Below are 13789 nucleotides of genomic sequence, written 5' to 3' on the forward strand. Positions count from 1 at the left end.
CCCCGCTCCGCGGCCGGGGCGTCGGGGTGAGGGTGGGTGGGGCGGCCCCCGCGACACCCCCCCCCCCCCCCCCCCCACGCTCGGTCCAACTGGCGGCCGGTCAGGCCACGATGAGGTAGATCCCGTACGCCACCGCCGCCGCGCAGGCCGCGAAGCAGGCGTAGGCGCCCGTCAGGGCGAGGGCCGCCGAGTCGCCCTGGGCGGTGGCCCGTTCGCGGCGGGAGAGGGCGGTGATACCGAGGGTGAAGACGGCCACCAGGGCCACGGTGACCACGAGGCTGACGCCGAAGACGGAGCCGAGGGCTGCCCAGTCGATGTGCATGCTGATTCGTTCCTTCTAACCGGGGGCGCGGGCTCAGACGGCGGCGGCCGGCGGGGTCGCCGGGTCGGACGTGGCGACGGCGGGCGGCGAGGGGATCGTCGCCGTGAGGCCCTCGGAGAGGGCGACCGACGGGGGCGGGGTCACAGCGGCGATCGCGGCGGTGACCACGCCGGCCGGCTCCTCGACCTCGTTGACGTTCGAGGCGTCGACCACCTGGCGGCGGGAGACGATCCAGATCGCGGTGCTGGAGGCGACCAGGAAGACGGCCACCAGCGCGGTGCCCCAGTCGCCGAGGTCGGTCACCGACTCGGCGAGCGCGCCGACCAGCGCGGCGGCCGGCAGCGTCAGACCCCAGGCGACGAACATCCGGGTGGCGGTCGACCAGCGGACGACACCGCCCTTGCGGCCGAGGCCCGCGCCCATCACCGAGCCGGAGACGGCGTGCGTGGTGGAGAGCGAGAAGCCGATGTGCGAGGAGGCCAGGATGACCGCGGCGGCGCTGGTCTGGGCGGCGAAGCCCTGCTGCGGCCGGAGGTCGGTCAGGCCCTTGCCCATGGTGCGGATGATGCGCCAGCCGCCGATGTAGGTGCCCATCGCGATGGCGAGGCCCGCGGAGAGGATGACCCAGGTGGGCGGGTCCGAGTCGGGGGCGATGGAACCGCCGGCGATCAGGGCGAGGGTGATGATGCCCATCGTCTTCTGCGCGTCGTTCGTGCCGTGGGCCAGCGAGACCAGGCCGGCGGAGGCGATCTGGCCGACGCGGAAACCCTTGTCGGCGGCCTTGCCCTCGGCGTTGCGGCTCAGGGCGTACGAGAAGCGGGTGGCCAGCATCGCCGCGACGCCCGCGACGATCGGGGCGGCGACCGCCGGCAGCAGCACCTTGGTGACCAGGACGTCGCCGTGTACCGCGCCGGTGCCGGCCGAGGCGATGGTGGCGCCGATCAGACCACCCATCAGGGCGTGTGAGGAACTGGACGGCAGGCCGACGAGCCAGGTCACCAGGTTCCAGAGGATCGCGCCGACCAGGGCGGCGAAGATGACCTCGGGACGGATGCCGCTCTCGTCGACAAGACCCTTGGAGATCGTGTTGGCGACCTCCACGGAGAGAAAAGCGCCCACCAGGTTGAGGGTGGCCGACATGGCCACCGCGACCTTGGGCTTGAGCGCACCGGTCGAGATGGTGGTGGCCATCGCGTTGGCGGTGTCGTGGAAACCGTTCGTGAAATCGAACGCGAGTGCGGTGACGACCACAATCGCGAGAATCAGCGAGAAGCTTTCCATTTACCCAGGCAATCGTTCGAGGTCATTGGCGCGTTGACCGTAGGCAACCTGGATGAACGGAAGATGAACTGAGGGGGTCTCTGGGGTGTCTGTACGGGCTAGTAACCCCGGGCGAACTTCTTCAGTTGGCCCGTCGTCCCGTTGAAGAGATTCTGATCACCCGGCAGACCCCCGCTGTTGTCGTACTGCCAGAAGGTCCAGTACGACCAGCCGGCGGGCAGCGAGCCCGCGTCCGCCGACTCGTGGCGGGCGATCCACAGCGCGTGTGTCGAGGCCAGGGCGGTGCTGCTGCCCGTGCAGGTGTTCCACCAGTGGGCGGTCGTGTAGATCACCGGACGGCGGCCGGTCTCCCGCTTCACCTCGGCGCTGAAGGCCTTGATCCAGCTCACCATCCTGGCCTTGCTCAGGCCATAGCAGCTGTGCTTCCTGTCGTACGGGTTGTATTCGATGTCGAGCGCCGGCGGCAGCGTCCAGCCGTCCGCCTTCCAGTCGCCGCCGTGCGCCACGAAGTACGCGGCCTGGGTCGCGCCCGACGACTTGTCCGGCAGTGCGAAGTGGTACGCGCCCCGGATGATGCCGGCGGCGCGCGCGCCGTTGTACTGCTCGGTGAAGTAGGGGCTGACGTAGTTGGTGGACTCGGTCGCCTTGACGTAGACGAAGGTGGCGCCTTTCGCCTTCGTGCTCGGCCAGTCGACGTTCTTCTGGTGCGAGGAGACGTCGTGGCCCTTGGCGGGGCTCGCGGCGGCGGCCGGAATGTCGGTGAGCGCGAGTGCGAGAGCGGTTCCGCCGGCGGCGAGGGCGGCGACGGCCGCGACGAGGCGGGCGCGGTGGCGGGACGGTTTGCGATCACGGGCCATGTTTCCCCCGGGGAATGGCGGCGTGCACGACAAATCCCCCAGAGGCTATTGGAAGATCTGTCGACGCCGATCGGTCTCCGGCCAAGCGGCCCGAGTGGGCGTTACATGCCTATATGTACTCTTTCGGATGGGTGGCTTCCGGCTTAAAGTGCCCTCGCCCGAGCGCGTGTTGGGGAACCGGCTGGCAGGATCGCGGCATGGCTGAACGGCGGCGGGACGAGCGGGGCGTACGGGATGTCGGGGAGGGCGCACAGGCTGTGGGGGAGCCGTGGCGGCGGCGTGTGCGCACCGAGGAGGCGGACGCCTGGGACGAACTCGTCGTCACGGCCCGCCGGACGGTGTCCGACGGCCTGGTCGTCGGCACCTCCGGGAACGTCTCGGTGCGCGTCGGCGACATCGTCCTGGTCACCCCCTCCGGTGTCCCCTACGACCGGCTGACTCCGGACGACACGGTCGGCGTCGACCTCGACAGCCGACAGGTCCTCGGCACCCTCCTCCCGACGAGCGAACTGCCCATGCATCTCGCCGTCTACCGCAACACCGACGCCCAGGCCGTCGTCCACACCCACGCCGTCCATGCCACGGCCGTCTCGACCCTCGTCCCCGAACTCCCCTCGATCCACTACATGTCCGGCGCTCTCGGCGGCCCGGTCCGGGTTGCCCCGTATGCGACATACGGCACCGAGGAGTTGGCCGAGAACATGCTTCAAGCCCTCGCCGGCCGCTCAGCCTGCCTCCTCCAGAACCACGGCACGATCGCCTACGGCACCTCCCTGGACCAGGCGTTCGACCGCACGGCCCAGCTGGAGTGGATGTGCCGGTTGTGGCTGACGGCGTCCTCGGTACCGGGGCTGTCGCCGACGCTGCTGTCGGGGGAGCAGGTGGCGGAGGCGGGGGAGCGGTTGCGGGGGTACGGGCAGCGGCGGGGGTGACCCGCGCGCGGCGCTTCTCGCTCCCTTCGGCAGCCCGCGGCAGCTTCGGCGGCCCGCGTCGACCCTGTGCCGCCTTCGGCTGGCCGCCGGGCGGGTCCGCCGGGACACTGGTGCCGTGCGCACAGTCAAAGCGACGGCCGCGGCCGTCTCCGTGGCCCTCGCGGCCGGTGCGGTGGGCGTCGCCGCCGGCCGGTACGCCAGCGACGCCGCGCTGAAGGCGCCGCCCGGCCGCCCCCTGCCGACCGAACCCCGGCTCACGGTGCACGCCACCGCCGCCGGCCAGATCACCCTCACCCGGGACCTGGCCTCCCTGCGCCCCGGCATCTACGGCCTCGCCGGCGACGGCTCCCACGCGGTCGTCGGCCCCGTCGTCGACACGGCGGCGCCCTCCGCCGACACCGTCGTACGCCGCCTCGAACGCGTCACCCACGGCACCCTGCACCCCCGCGACAAGGTGTGGCTCACCCCCAACGTCCACATCGGCAACCCGAGCGCCGCCCTCGGCCTCGACCACGCCGACATCGACATCCCGGGCGAACTCGGCTCCCTGCCCGCGTGGTTCGTCCCCGGAGCGCGCAGCACCTGGGTGATCGCGGTGCACGGCCTGGCCGCCACCCGCGAACTCGCCCTGAACGTCATGGAGTTCCTGCACCGCAACCGCTTCCCGGTCCTCGCCCCCTCCTACCGCGGCGACCTCGGCGCACCCCGCAACCCCGACGGCCTGGGCCACCTCGGCGAGACCGAGTGGCGCGACCTGGACGCGGCGATCCGCTACGCCGTGCGCTACGGCGCCGAGCACGTCGTCCTCTATGGCTGGTCCACCGGCGCCACCATGGCGCTGCGCGCCGCCGCTCACTCCGGGATGCGCGACCGCGTCTCCGGACTGGTGCTGGACTCGCCTGTGCTCGACTGGGAGACGACGCTGCGCGCCCTCGCCACCGCCCGGCACACCCCGGGCGCGCTGCTGCCGCTGGCGGTCCGCGCCGCCCAGGGCCGCACCGGTCTGCACGGCGACCGCATCGCCGAGGCCGCCGACCCCGCCCGGCTCAAGGTCCCGACCCTGATCTTCCACGGCCCCGACGACACCGTCGCCCCCTGGTCCCTCTCCCGCCGCTTCGCCGCCCGGCGCCCCGACCTGATCACCCTCCAGCCGGTCGCCCGGGCGCCGCACAGCGCCATGTGGAACGCCGACCCGGCCGCCTACGAGGAGATCCTCCGCCGCTTCCTGACCCCGCTGATGTGACCCCGGCCCGCTCATCGGCCCACCCCTCTCCGGCCTTCCGTTTAGCCCTGTACCACTGGCCTGAACCCGGTCCCCAGCAGCCCGCGGGACCCCCTGCCTTGGCCCTCCCCGTCGCCCGCCGTGACATTCCGTTTGGGTTTTCGGACCGTCAACCGGAAGACTGCACCCGTGACGTCCCGTATCCCGCGCGACTCCAGGCTTCGACTCGTCCGCCCGCGACCCCTGGCCGCCGCCCCCCGAGCGATGAACCAGCGGCGCTCGCGCCGCCCCGCACCCCGTCCTCCGGAGGGCACACCGGCCCCCGCGGAACTGGCCAGAATGGCACGCTCCGGCCTGGCCGGCGCGGCCCGCGTCGCCCACTGGGCCGACGCCGCACTACGCCCCGGCCGCGACGGCGCGAGCCCCGACGGCAAAGGCACCCTCTCCGAAGCGACCGCCGAACTCGCCGCCGAGGAACTGGGCCTGACCCCGGCTCAGGTCCGCGCCGACTGGGACACCGCCCGCCTCGCCGGCCTCGTCGAGGTGCACGGCGACAGCGCCCGCCCCGGCTGGCGGCTGCGCGCCTGGGACCGCGACGACAGCGCCGTACTGCGCGGCTGGGTCGCCCTCTTCGACGCCTGGTCGCTCGCCCACCCGGAACCCCGCGGGTACGAGCCCTCCGCCGTCGCCGAGGTCGTCTCGGCCATGCCTCAGGTGCTCTCCTTCCTCCAGCTGTCCGCCGGGCCCGTCCCCGTGGCCCAGCTCCTCGACCTCCTCGGCCAGCGCGTCACCGAACTGCGCACCGAACGCTGCGAGATCCCCTACGGCCCGCAGCCCGAGCCGGTCCAGCAGCCGCAGGCCACCGACGACACCCCTCTCGACGACCTCCTCGACTGGGCCCTGCACGCCCTCGCCTCCGTCGGTGCCCTGACCTACGGCGACGCCCAGGCCACCCTCACCCCGCTCGGCAGCTGGGCGGTCTGGGTCAAGCTGGAGCAGATCTGCGTGGCAGCGCAGAGCCCCGCCGGGAACATCGAGCAGTCCGCCGAGGACATGCTCCGCGGCTGCTCCCAGCTCCGCCCGAACGCCGCCCGCGCCGAGTACCGCGCCTGGCTCGCCGCCCGCACCGTGGGCAGCGCGGTCGGCCAGCTGATCGACGCCGCCCGCGGCGAGGACGCCCTGCTGCGCGGCCTCGCCTTCGAGGCGCTGCGCGTCGTCGGCGCCCCCGCCGAGCCCGACGTCCGCGCGGCGGTGGACGAGGCGACGCTGCGGCCGTACGCCCTGCTGTGGCTCGCGGAGCACGACGGGATCGACCCGGAGGACGCCCACGAGGTCCTCACCCGCGAGGAGGCCACCTGGATGTGGGTCGACACCGCCGCCGCGGTCGCCGACCACGGGGAGGCCCCGCTGCTCGTGCGCCATCTGGAGTCGGCGATCCAGCCGACCGTCCCCATGCTCCTCGACGAGGTCCGCGCGGTGGGCCACCCGCGCACCGTGCAGGTCCTGGTCGCGCTCGCCGCGGCCCACCCCGACCCGGCGCTCGCCAAGGCCGTGCGCCGGGCCGCCTTCCAGGTGCACACAGGGGGCAGCTAGGCCGGGTCAGGCGCCTGCCGTCCCCGGTATCTCCGGGGCGTAGGTACCGAAGCTCCAGATGTTGCCCTCGAGGTCCCGGGCCATGTAGTCCCGGGATCCGTACTCCTGGTCCGTCGGGGGCATCAGGATCTCCGCGCCGTGCTCCACGGCCCGTCGGTGGTGGGCGTCGACGTCGTTCACGACGAGGTACACCCCGACGGGTCCCGCGCTCTTCATCGCCTCGTCGAAACGCCCGCCGCGGCCCTTGGAGCCGAGCATCACCGCGCCGTTGCCCTGCGTCAGCTCGGCGTGCATCACCGAGCCGTCCTCACCCTCGTACACCGCGAGTTCGGTGAAGCCGAAGGCCTCCGTGAGCTGCCGGATCGCCGCCTTCGCGTCCGTGTACAGCAGGGACGGGTAGATGCTGGGACGCCCGCTGTCCTTGCCTGCCATGCCGATCACTCCCTTGTGCATCGGGTGTTGTCCGGTGCCGTGTGCCTTTGCTGTCTTTCCGCCGCTTCGATCGCTTTCGACGAGTCTTGCACCCGCCACTGACAACGCCCCGCGAACGGCATCCCGGCGGTCAGCGGAAGGTGTCGCACCGCGCCATGTCCCCGGTCCGGTAGCCCTGGCGGAACCACTGCTGCCGCTGCGCCGCCGACCCGTGCGTCCAGGTCTCCGGCGTGACCCGGCCCTGGAACCGCTCCTGGATCCGGTCGTCGCCCACGGCCGCCGCCGCGTCCAGCCCGTCCCGGATGTCGGCCTCCGTGAGGCTGGTGATCAACGGCCGCCCGGTCGACTCGTCCTTCGTGGTCGTCGCGTGATGCGCCCAGACCCCCGCGTAGCAGTCCGCCTGCAGCTCAACCCGCACCGCGTTGCTGTTCGCACCGGTCCGCCCGTCCTGCGCCCGGCCGAGCGTGCCCATCAGGTCCTGCACGTGGTGCCCGTACTCGTGCGCCACGACATACGCCTGCGCGAACGGGCCGCCGCTGGAGCCGAACTTCGTCCGCAGCTCGTCGAAGAACCCCAGGTCCAGATAGACCTTCCGGTCGCCCGGACAGTAGAACGGCCCCACCGCCGAGGTCGCCGTCCCGCACGCGGTGGCGACCTGCCCGCTGAAGAAGACCGTGGGGGAGCGGGTGTACGTCCCGCCGCGCCGCCGGAACTCCTGCGCCCAGAAGTCCTGCACGCTGTTGACCACCGCCACGACGCGGCAGTCCTCCTTGGTGTTCGCGTCCTGTCCGGTACGGCAGGACGACTGCACCTGGGCCAGCGAGGACGCGGTCGCCGCCGGTGAGTCGCTGCCCGACGACAACCCCAGGTTGTCGGGGCCGACACCGAAGAACAGCCCCAGGAGCAGCGCGATCAGCCCCGCGAGACCCCCGCCCACGGTCGCGCGCCCGCCGGGAATCCGGCTGCCGCGCACGTCCTGCACCTCGGAGGTGTCCAGATCGGCATCGTCGTCGAACTGCATGGGCCCCGCTCTCCGCGCGTGTGGACTCCCTGGCGCCCATACTCGCCCGCTGCCCGCGCGGGGGCGCCAGGCGAGCGGCCGAACGGGGGACGCCCGCTACGCGCGCGTGCCGTTCGTCACGGCACGGCGCCGCTCGTCGCCCGGCAGTTTCCGGGCGCCGGCCCGGACCGCCCAGCTCATCGCCGTGGACCGCGTGGGCCGGATCACTCCGGGCCACGCGCCCCGGGCAACGGCCCGCCGCAGACAGAAAAAACGCTTGCACCCGCCCGTTAGACTTGGCCTATGGCCATTCTCCTCGCGCATTAGACGGCGGGAACGTCCTCAGCCGCCCCTTCCGCCTACGACCCCGCTCTGGAGTCTGACCGTGATCTCCGCCTCCGGTATCGAGCTGCGCGCCGGCGCCCGCGTCCTCATCGAGTCCGCGACCTTCCGCATCGCCAAGGGCGACCGCATCGGTCTCGTCGGCCGCAACGGCGCCGGCAAGACCACCCTGACCAAGGTCCTGGCCGGCGAGGGCCAGCCCGCCGGCGGCACCGTCACCCGCTCCGGCGAGGTCGGCTACCTCCCGCAGGACCCCCGCACCGGCGACCTCGACGTGCTCGCCAGCGACCGCATCCTCTCCGCGCGCGGACTGGACACCCTGATCCGCAAGATGCGCGAGAACGAACAGCGCATCGCCAACGGCAGCGGCGCCACCCGCGACAAGGCCATGCGTCAGTACGAGCGTCAGGAGACCGAGTTCCTCACCAAGGGCGGCTACTCCGCCGAGGCCGAGGCCGCCACCATCGCCGCCGCGCTGAACCTGCCCGACCGTGTCCTCGGCCAGCCCCTGCACACGCTCTCCGGCGGTCAGCGCCGCCGTATCGAGCTGGCCCGCATCCTGTTCTCCGACGCGGACACGCTCCTCCTCGACGAGCCGACGAACCACCTCGACGCCGACTCGATCGTCTGGCTGCGCGACTACCTGAAGACGTACCGCGGCGGCTTCATCGTGATCTCCCACGACGTCGACCTCGTCGAGACCGTCGTCAACAAGGTGTTCTATCTGGACGCCAACCGTGCCCAGATCGACGTCTACAACATGGGCTGGAAGCTCTACCAGCAGCAGCGCGAGGCCGACGAGAAGCGTCGCAAGCGCGAGCGGCAGAACGCCGAGAAGAAGGCCGCGGCCCTGCACTCGCAGGCCGACAAGATGCGCGCCAAGGCCACCAAGACGGTCGCCGCGCAGAACATGGCCAAGCGCGCCGACCGACTGCTCGCCGGGCTCGACGCGGTGCGCGTGTCCGACAAGGTCGCCAAGCTGCGCTTCCCGGAGCCCTCGCCCTGCGGCAAGACCCCGCTCATGGCGGAGGGCCTGTCGAAGTCGTACGGCTCCCTGGAGATCTTCACCGACGTCGACCTGGCCATCGACAAGGGTTCGCGCGTCGTCATCCTCGGCCTGAACGGCGCCGGCAAGACAACCCTCCTGAAGCTCCTCGGCGGTGCCGAGAAGCCGGACACCGGAGAGATCATCCAGGGCCACGGCCTCAAGCTCGGCTACTACGCGCAGGAGCACGAGACCCTCGACCCGGAGCGCACGGTCCTTGAGAACATGCGCTCCGCCGCCCCCGACCTGGACCTGGTCGAGGTCCGCAAGACGCTCGGCTCGTTCCTGTTCTCGGGCGACGACGTCGACAAGCCGGCCGGGGTCCTCTCCGGCGGCGAGAAGACCCGCCTCGCGCTCGCCACCCTGGTGGTGTCCTCGGCGAACGTCCTACTCCTGGACGAGCCGACGAACAACCTCGACCCGGCCAGCCGCGAGGAGATCCTCGGGGCGCTGCGCACCTACAAGGGCGCCGTCGTTCTCGTCACCCACGACGAGGGCGCCGTGGAGGCGCTGCAGCCGGAGCGGATCATCCTGCTGCCGGACGGCGTCGAGGACCTGTGGGGCGCGGACTACGCGGATCTCGTCGCCCTGGCCTGATCGAACCGGCTTGATCGAATGCTTGATCAACGGCGTATGGATCATTCGGCCTACCGGTGATCCACCATCTGTGTGAGATCTCCTCGTACCGAGGTGTGTCCTACATCAATTTCCCGGCCGAGTCCTTTATCGACAAGGGCTCGGCCGTTCCGCGTCTCTGACCAGGTATTTCGCGCGGCAACTCGTTCGGTCGTACGGACACGGCCGTACGGAATTCCATATTCCACTTGTGGGGACGCGCTCCTGTCGTCAAAACCTTGTCTCACGGACCTTGCCGAATGGGTGGCCATGAACGCTTGGAGGGGTGATCATGAGGAGACCAAGAGCGCACTTCCCATGAGGAGGCACGGGTGGCCGAGACTCTGAAGAAGGGCAGCCGGGTGACCGGCGCCGCGCGCGACAAGCTCGCGGCAGACCTGAAGAAGAAGTACGACTCCGGTGCGAGCATCCGGGCGCTGGCCGAGGAGACCGGCCGCTCGTATGGCTTCGTCCACCGGATGCTCAGTGAGTCGGGCGTCACGCTCCGTGGGCGTGGCGGGGCGACCCGGGGCAAGAAGGCTTCGGCCTGACCCCGAGCGGCTCAACGGCTTCGATGGTGACCACCCGGTCGGACGACTGACCGGCCGGGTGGTTACTGTGCAGTCACTTAGCTCTGCTCTGTTGACCGCACACATCGGAGGCGCCCCATGGCTTCGCCCGAACAGGACGACAAGGACCTCGGTCCCGTACTCGACAAGGACGGCGTACGGCTCACCGTGGACGACGCGATCGCCACGGTGACGCTGACCAACCCGGCCAAGCGCAACGCTCAAAGTCCTGCTCTGTGGCGGGCGTTGGCGGAGGCCGGGCGGTTGCTGCCGGGCTCCGTCCGTGTCGTGGTGCTGCGTGCCGAGGGCAAGTCCTTCTCGGCCGGCCTCGACCGGCAGGCGTTCACGCCCGAGGGCTTCGACGGCGAACCGTCGTTCATCGACCTCGCGCACAGCGGTGACGCCGTGCTGGACGAGGCCATCGCCGGCTACCAGGAGGGCTTCACCTGGTGGCGACGGAGCGACATCGTGTCCATCGCCGCCGTACAGGGGCATGCCATCGGGGCCGGCTTCCAGCTCGCCCTCGCCTGTGACCTGCGCGTCGTCGCCGACGATGTGCAGTTCGCCATGCGCGAGACCAGCCTCGGACTGGTGCCCGACCTGACCGGCACCCACCCGCTGGTGGGGCTCGTCGGCTACGCCCGCGCGCTGGAGATCTGCGCGACCGGGCGCTTCGTCGCGGCCGAGGAAGCGGTGAGCACCGGCCTGGCCAACATCGCCGTGCCCGCCGACCAGGTCGAGGACGCCGTACGCGACCTGGCGACGGCCCTGCTGGCCGCGCCGCGCGACGCCGTCATCGAGACCAAGGCGCTGCTCCAGGGCGTCCAGGGGCGTACGTACGACGACCAGCGCGCCGCCGAGCGCGCCGCCCAGGCCCGACGGCTGCGGGACCTCGCCGGCGTCGGCGAATAGCCGCTGGCCGATCCTGGTTCCGCCTTCAGCCTTCAGCCGATCCTCGTGACGAGCACCGCCACGGTCGGGTGACCGGGCAGCACCTCGCCGACCCTCGCGCGGACCTCCCGGGCCACCTCCAGGGCCCGGTGGTCCGCGCGTACGGCGATCTCCACGCGCGCGTGCAGCCGCGGCAGCGCACCTTCGTCCTGCCGCTCCTCGATGTGCACCGCCCGCCCCAGCCCGCCCAGCGCACCGGTCAGCCGGGCCACGCCCGGGACGCCGAGCGCGGCCGCGATGATCAGGGACTCGCCGCCGTCGTCAACGTTGACCATCTGGTCAGAGTCATCAACATGGTCAACGTCGGCGGTGGAATGATCCACATCGTCCACACGGTCAACATCGTCCATATGGTCCAGCAGGGCTGTCACTTGTAGATCAACCTCCGTGACCACCAGCCCGAGCCGCTCTGCCGAGGCCGTGGCCAGCGCCGAGCGCAGCCTGGACGCGGTCTCCGGAAGGGGCTCGGTCGCCACGGTCGCGAAGTCGGCCGTGATCCGCAGCGGACCGGGCGGCAGCGCCCCCGGCGGTGGCGGTACGGCGGGCTCGTGCACGTCCTCAGGGTCGGCGAGCGCGATGCGCAGCACGCCCAGCCGCACGCCCCGTACCTGCCCCGCCACGCCCCGCAGCACGGCCTCGGCCGCCCGCTCCGCGATCCACGCGCCGTCCCGCCGATCGCCCAGGGGCAGCAGCCTGCCGAGCCCCAGTTGCTGCCGTACCGCTCGCGTCCATGAGTCCGCCGTCATTCCTCCAGCCTGCCGCATCCCCGGCGCGAGAGAATGGAAGCGCACTTACCGTGGTCGTAGGACGACGACCGAAGGGACGTACGGCGATGACCGACATGACGGAACGGAACCGGACGCAGGACCCCGACGGCGAGCGGGAGCCGCTGCAGACCCGTAAGACCCCCACCAAACGCGGCGGTGGCGACCCGGCGTCCAGGGGGCGCACCACCATCGCCGACGGGGTCGTGGAGAAGATCGCCGGGCTGGCAGCCCGGGACGTCCTGGGCGTCCATGCCATGGGCAGCGGGCTGTCCCGCACCTTCGGGGCCGTGCGCGACCGGGTGCCCGGCAGTTCGAAGTCGGTGTCCCGGGGTGTGAAGGTCGAGGTCGGCGAGGTGCAGACCGCCCTCGACCTTGAGATCGTCGTCGACTACGGGGTGTCGATCGCCGATGTCGCCCGGGCCGTAAGGGAGAACGTCATCGCGGCCGTGGAGCGGATGACCGGACTCGAAGTCGTCGAGGTCAACATCGCGGTCAGCGACGTGAAGCTGCCTGACGAGGAGGACGAGGAACCGGAGCCCCGGCTCCAGTGACCGGGCCGACGGATGACCCCATGGACAGTAGTGGGCCGACGAACGAGCTGAGGAGCGCAGGATGAGCAGGGCCGTGGTCGGCATGATCGCCGGAATGGCACTGGGCTTCGCCGGATACTTCGGCGGGTTCGGCGCGTTCCTGCTGGTGGCCGCTCTGGGCGCCATCGGGTTCGTCGTCGGCCGGTTCCTCGAAGGGGACCTGGAACTCGGCGACTTCTTCCGCTCGCGCGACGACCGGCGGCGGTGACGTCCGTGAGCGGCGCCGGCGGCGCGGTCGACGAACGCGGCAGACCCCCGGGGGCCGTCCCGCCCGGTGAGCGGGGCGCCATCCGGATCGCCGACCGGGTCGTGGCGAAGATCGCCGCGCAGGCCGCGCGGGAGGCGCTCGGACCGCTGCACCCGGACGCCGCACCGCCGCATGCCGCCGTCGTCGTACACCACGAAGCGGTACGCGTGCGCGTGCACCTCGAACTCGACTATCCCTGCGACATCGGCGACCGCTGTCTTCGGGTGCGTCGACAGGTGGTTCAGCGGGTACGCGCGTTGGTGGGCATGGAGGTGCCCGAGGTCGCCGTCCAGGTGGAACGGCTGCATCCGGCACCGGCACACCACGCGGCACAGGGGAGGACGCGATGAGCGAGTCCCAGGGCTCCGAAGGCACGACCCAACGACTACCGGTCATCGAGAAGGAGACCGACCCCGGACACGGCGGGTACGACCCGGCGGCGGACCGCGGTCCCGCCCCCCTGGTCGACGGCGGCGGCAAGGAGGGCCGCTTCTGGTCGGCGCGCCGCGTTCCCGCGGCGATCGTCGCCGTCCTGCTGCTCTTCGGCGCGGGCGCCCTGCTCTACGACATCACCGCCGTGCGCGCCGAACGGCCCTCGGCGCACTGGCGCCGCGAACTGACCCGGCAGCTCGCACAGCGGCCCCTGGACGACACCTGGGTCCTCGTCGGCGCCGGCATCGCCGCCGTCCTCGGCCTCTGGCTGATCGTGCTCGCGCTCACGCCCGGCCTGCGCCAGGTGCTGCCGATGCGCCGCACCCACGCCGACGTGCGGGCGGGCCTGCGGCGAGCCGCCGCCGCGATGGTGCTGCGCGACCGGGCCATGGAGGTCTCGGGCGTGCAGTCGGTGCGGGTACGCACGAGCCGGACGAAAGCCGATGTCCGCGCGGTGTCGCATTTCCGTGAACTCGACGACGTACGGGCCGACTTGGACGCCGTGCTCACCGACGCGATCACCGGTCTCGGGCTGGCCAGGCCAATCGCCCTGTCGCTGCACGTCGGCCGCTCCGGACGGAAGAGGTGAGGT

Annotated in this window: 16 protein-coding genes; 10 read left to right on the forward strand and 6 right to left on the reverse strand. The window is 71.7% G+C overall.

Annotation, left to right across the window (positions count from 1 at the left end; translation table 11 throughout):
- Nucleotides 1-100: 100 nt before the first annotated feature.
- The 3 genes from ACFXC1_RS14505 to ACFXC1_RS14515 all read right to left on the reverse strand — a co-directional run bounded on the left by ACFXC1_RS14505 (nucleotide 101) and on the right by ACFXC1_RS14515 (nucleotide 2460).
- Nucleotides 101-322, reverse strand: a complete 222-nt coding sequence (locus ACFXC1_RS14505) for a hypothetical protein (protein ID WP_381242590.1) — start codon at nucleotides 320-322, stop codon at nucleotides 101-103.
- Between the two features lie 33 nt (nucleotides 323-355).
- Nucleotides 356-1603: an inorganic phosphate transporter gene (locus ACFXC1_RS14510; protein WP_381242592.1), complete on the reverse strand. Its 1248-nt coding sequence runs from the start codon at nucleotides 1601-1603 to the stop codon at nucleotides 356-358.
- Between the two features lie 98 nt (nucleotides 1604-1701).
- Nucleotides 1702-2460: a lysozyme gene (locus ACFXC1_RS14515; RefSeq protein ID WP_381242594.1), complete on the reverse strand. Its 759-nt coding sequence runs from the start codon at nucleotides 2458-2460 to the stop codon at nucleotides 1702-1704.
- A gap of 197 nt (nucleotides 2461-2657) precedes the next feature.
- On the opposite strand from ACFXC1_RS14515, the gene ACFXC1_RS14520 reads away from it, so the two are divergent.
- The 3 genes from ACFXC1_RS14520 to ACFXC1_RS14530 all read left to right on the forward strand — a co-directional run bounded on the left by ACFXC1_RS14520 (nucleotide 2658) and on the right by ACFXC1_RS14530 (nucleotide 6207).
- Nucleotides 2658-3392: a class II aldolase/adducin family protein gene (locus ACFXC1_RS14520; protein ID WP_381242596.1), complete on the forward strand. Its 735-nt coding sequence runs from the start codon at nucleotides 2658-2660 to the stop codon at nucleotides 3390-3392.
- Between the two features lie 115 nt (nucleotides 3393-3507).
- Complete coding sequence (locus ACFXC1_RS14525; protein ID WP_381242598.1) at nucleotides 3508-4635, forward strand: alpha/beta hydrolase family protein; 1128 nt, start codon at nucleotides 3508-3510, stop codon at nucleotides 4633-4635.
- Between the two features lie 168 nt (nucleotides 4636-4803).
- Nucleotides 4804-6207, forward strand: coding sequence for a hypothetical protein (locus ACFXC1_RS14530; protein ID WP_381242600.1), 1404 nt, complete (start codon nucleotides 4804-4806; stop codon nucleotides 6205-6207).
- A 6-nt stretch (nucleotides 6208-6213) separates the two neighbouring features.
- On the opposite strand, the gene ACFXC1_RS14535 is transcribed toward ACFXC1_RS14530, so the two are convergent.
- Together ACFXC1_RS14535 and ypfJ are read right to left on the reverse strand one after the other, a co-directional pair.
- Entirely contained in the window at nucleotides 6214-6639 is a 426-nt protein-coding gene (locus ACFXC1_RS14535) for a VOC family protein (protein ID WP_381242602.1), read from the reverse strand.
- A gap of 130 nt (nucleotides 6640-6769) precedes the next feature.
- Nucleotides 6770-7660 (reverse strand): KPN_02809 family neutral zinc metallopeptidase, encoded by an 891-nt coding sequence (gene ypfJ, locus ACFXC1_RS14540; RefSeq protein ID WP_381242604.1) that lies wholly within the window; start codon nucleotides 7658-7660, stop codon nucleotides 6770-6772.
- A 364-nt stretch (nucleotides 7661-8024) separates the two neighbouring features.
- On the opposite strand from ypfJ, the gene ACFXC1_RS14545 reads away from it, so the two are divergent.
- The 3 genes from ACFXC1_RS14545 (at nucleotide 8025) to ACFXC1_RS14555 (ending at nucleotide 11122) form a co-directional block, all read left to right on the forward strand.
- A complete protein-coding gene (locus ACFXC1_RS14545) occupies nucleotides 8025-9623 on the forward strand; it encodes an ABC-F family ATP-binding cassette domain-containing protein (RefSeq protein ID WP_381242606.1) in 1599 nt (532 codons plus the stop codon).
- A 350-nt stretch (nucleotides 9624-9973) separates the two neighbouring features.
- Nucleotides 9974-10192 (forward strand): helix-turn-helix domain-containing protein, encoded by a 219-nt coding sequence (locus ACFXC1_RS14550; RefSeq protein ID WP_019060653.1) that lies wholly within the window; start codon nucleotides 9974-9976, stop codon nucleotides 10190-10192.
- A gap of 117 nt (nucleotides 10193-10309) precedes the next feature.
- Entirely contained in the window at nucleotides 10310-11122 is an 813-nt protein-coding gene (locus ACFXC1_RS14555; protein WP_381242608.1) for an enoyl-CoA hydratase/isomerase family protein, read from the forward strand.
- 32 nt (nucleotides 11123-11154) lie between these two features.
- On the opposite strand, the gene ACFXC1_RS14560 is transcribed toward ACFXC1_RS14555, so the two are convergent.
- On the reverse strand, nucleotides 11155-11907 hold the full coding sequence (locus tag ACFXC1_RS14560) for a nucleopolyhedrovirus P10 family protein (RefSeq protein ID WP_381242610.1): 753 nt from the start codon (nucleotides 11905-11907) through the stop codon (nucleotides 11155-11157).
- Nucleotides 11908-11993: 86 nt separating this feature from the next.
- Here ACFXC1_RS14560 and ACFXC1_RS14565 point away from each other — a divergent pair, with 86 nt between their 5' ends.
- From ACFXC1_RS14565 to ACFXC1_RS14580, 4 genes are all read left to right on the forward strand, one after another.
- Entirely contained in the window at nucleotides 11994-12479 is a 486-nt protein-coding gene (locus ACFXC1_RS14565; protein WP_381242612.1) for an Asp23/Gls24 family envelope stress response protein, read from the forward strand.
- 61 nt (nucleotides 12480-12540) lie between these two features.
- Nucleotides 12541-12726: a hypothetical protein gene (locus ACFXC1_RS14570; RefSeq protein WP_019060657.1), complete on the forward strand. Its 186-nt coding sequence runs from the start codon at nucleotides 12541-12543 to the stop codon at nucleotides 12724-12726.
- Entirely contained in the window at nucleotides 12723-13115 is a 393-nt protein-coding gene (locus tag ACFXC1_RS14575; RefSeq protein WP_381242614.1) for an Asp23/Gls24 family envelope stress response protein, read from the forward strand. The genes ACFXC1_RS14570 and ACFXC1_RS14575 overlap by 4 nt, the downstream gene beginning before the upstream one ends.
- Nucleotides 13112-13786 carry a DUF6286 domain-containing protein gene (locus ACFXC1_RS14580; protein WP_381242616.1) on the forward strand — a complete coding sequence of 225 codons (675 nt, stop codon included), beginning with the start codon at nucleotides 13112-13114 and terminating at the stop codon, nucleotides 13784-13786. The genes ACFXC1_RS14575 and ACFXC1_RS14580 overlap by 4 nt, the downstream gene beginning before the upstream one ends.
- Nucleotides 13787-13789 lie beyond the last annotated feature (3 nt).

Source organism: Streptomyces hokutonensis, from assembly GCF_042751305.1.
Taxonomy (GTDB): Bacteria; Actinomycetota; Actinomycetes; order Streptomycetales; family Streptomycetaceae; genus Streptomyces; species Streptomyces hokutonensis_A.

Coding starts and splice junctions, on each gene's coding strand:
- ACFXC1_RS14505 (WP_381242590.1), bottom strand. CDS start 322: ATGCACATCGACTGGGCAGCCCTCGGCTCCGTCTTCGGCGTCAGCCTC.
- ACFXC1_RS14510 (WP_381242592.1), bottom strand. CDS start 1,603: ATGGAAAGCTTCTCGCTGATTCTCGCGATTGTGGTCGTCACCGCACTC.
- ACFXC1_RS14515 (WP_381242594.1), bottom strand. CDS start 2,460: ATGGCCCGTGATCGCAAACCGTCCCGCCACCGCGCCCGCCTCGTCGCG.
- ACFXC1_RS14520 (WP_381242596.1), top strand. CDS start 2,658: ATGGCTGAACGGCGGCGGGACGAGCGGGGCGTACGGGATGTCGGGGAG.
- ACFXC1_RS14535 (WP_381242602.1), bottom strand. CDS start 6,639: ATGGCAGGCAAGGACAGCGGGCGTCCCAGCATCTACCCGTCCCTGCTG.
- ypfJ (WP_381242604.1), bottom strand. CDS start 7,660: ATGCAGTTCGACGACGATGCCGATCTGGACACCTCCGAGGTGCAGGAC.
- ACFXC1_RS14555 (WP_381242608.1), top strand. CDS start 10,310: ATGGCTTCGCCCGAACAGGACGACAAGGACCTCGGTCCCGTACTCGAC.
- ACFXC1_RS14560 (WP_381242610.1), bottom strand. CDS start 11,907: ATGACGGCGGACTCATGGACGCGAGCGGTACGGCAGCAACTGGGGCTC.
- ACFXC1_RS14565 (WP_381242612.1), top strand. CDS start 11,994: ATGACCGACATGACGGAACGGAACCGGACGCAGGACCCCGACGGCGAG.
- ACFXC1_RS14570 (WP_019060657.1), top strand. CDS start 12,541: ATGAGCAGGGCCGTGGTCGGCATGATCGCCGGAATGGCACTGGGCTTC.
- ACFXC1_RS14580 (WP_381242616.1), top strand. CDS start 13,112: ATGAGCGAGTCCCAGGGCTCCGAAGGCACGACCCAACGACTACCGGTC.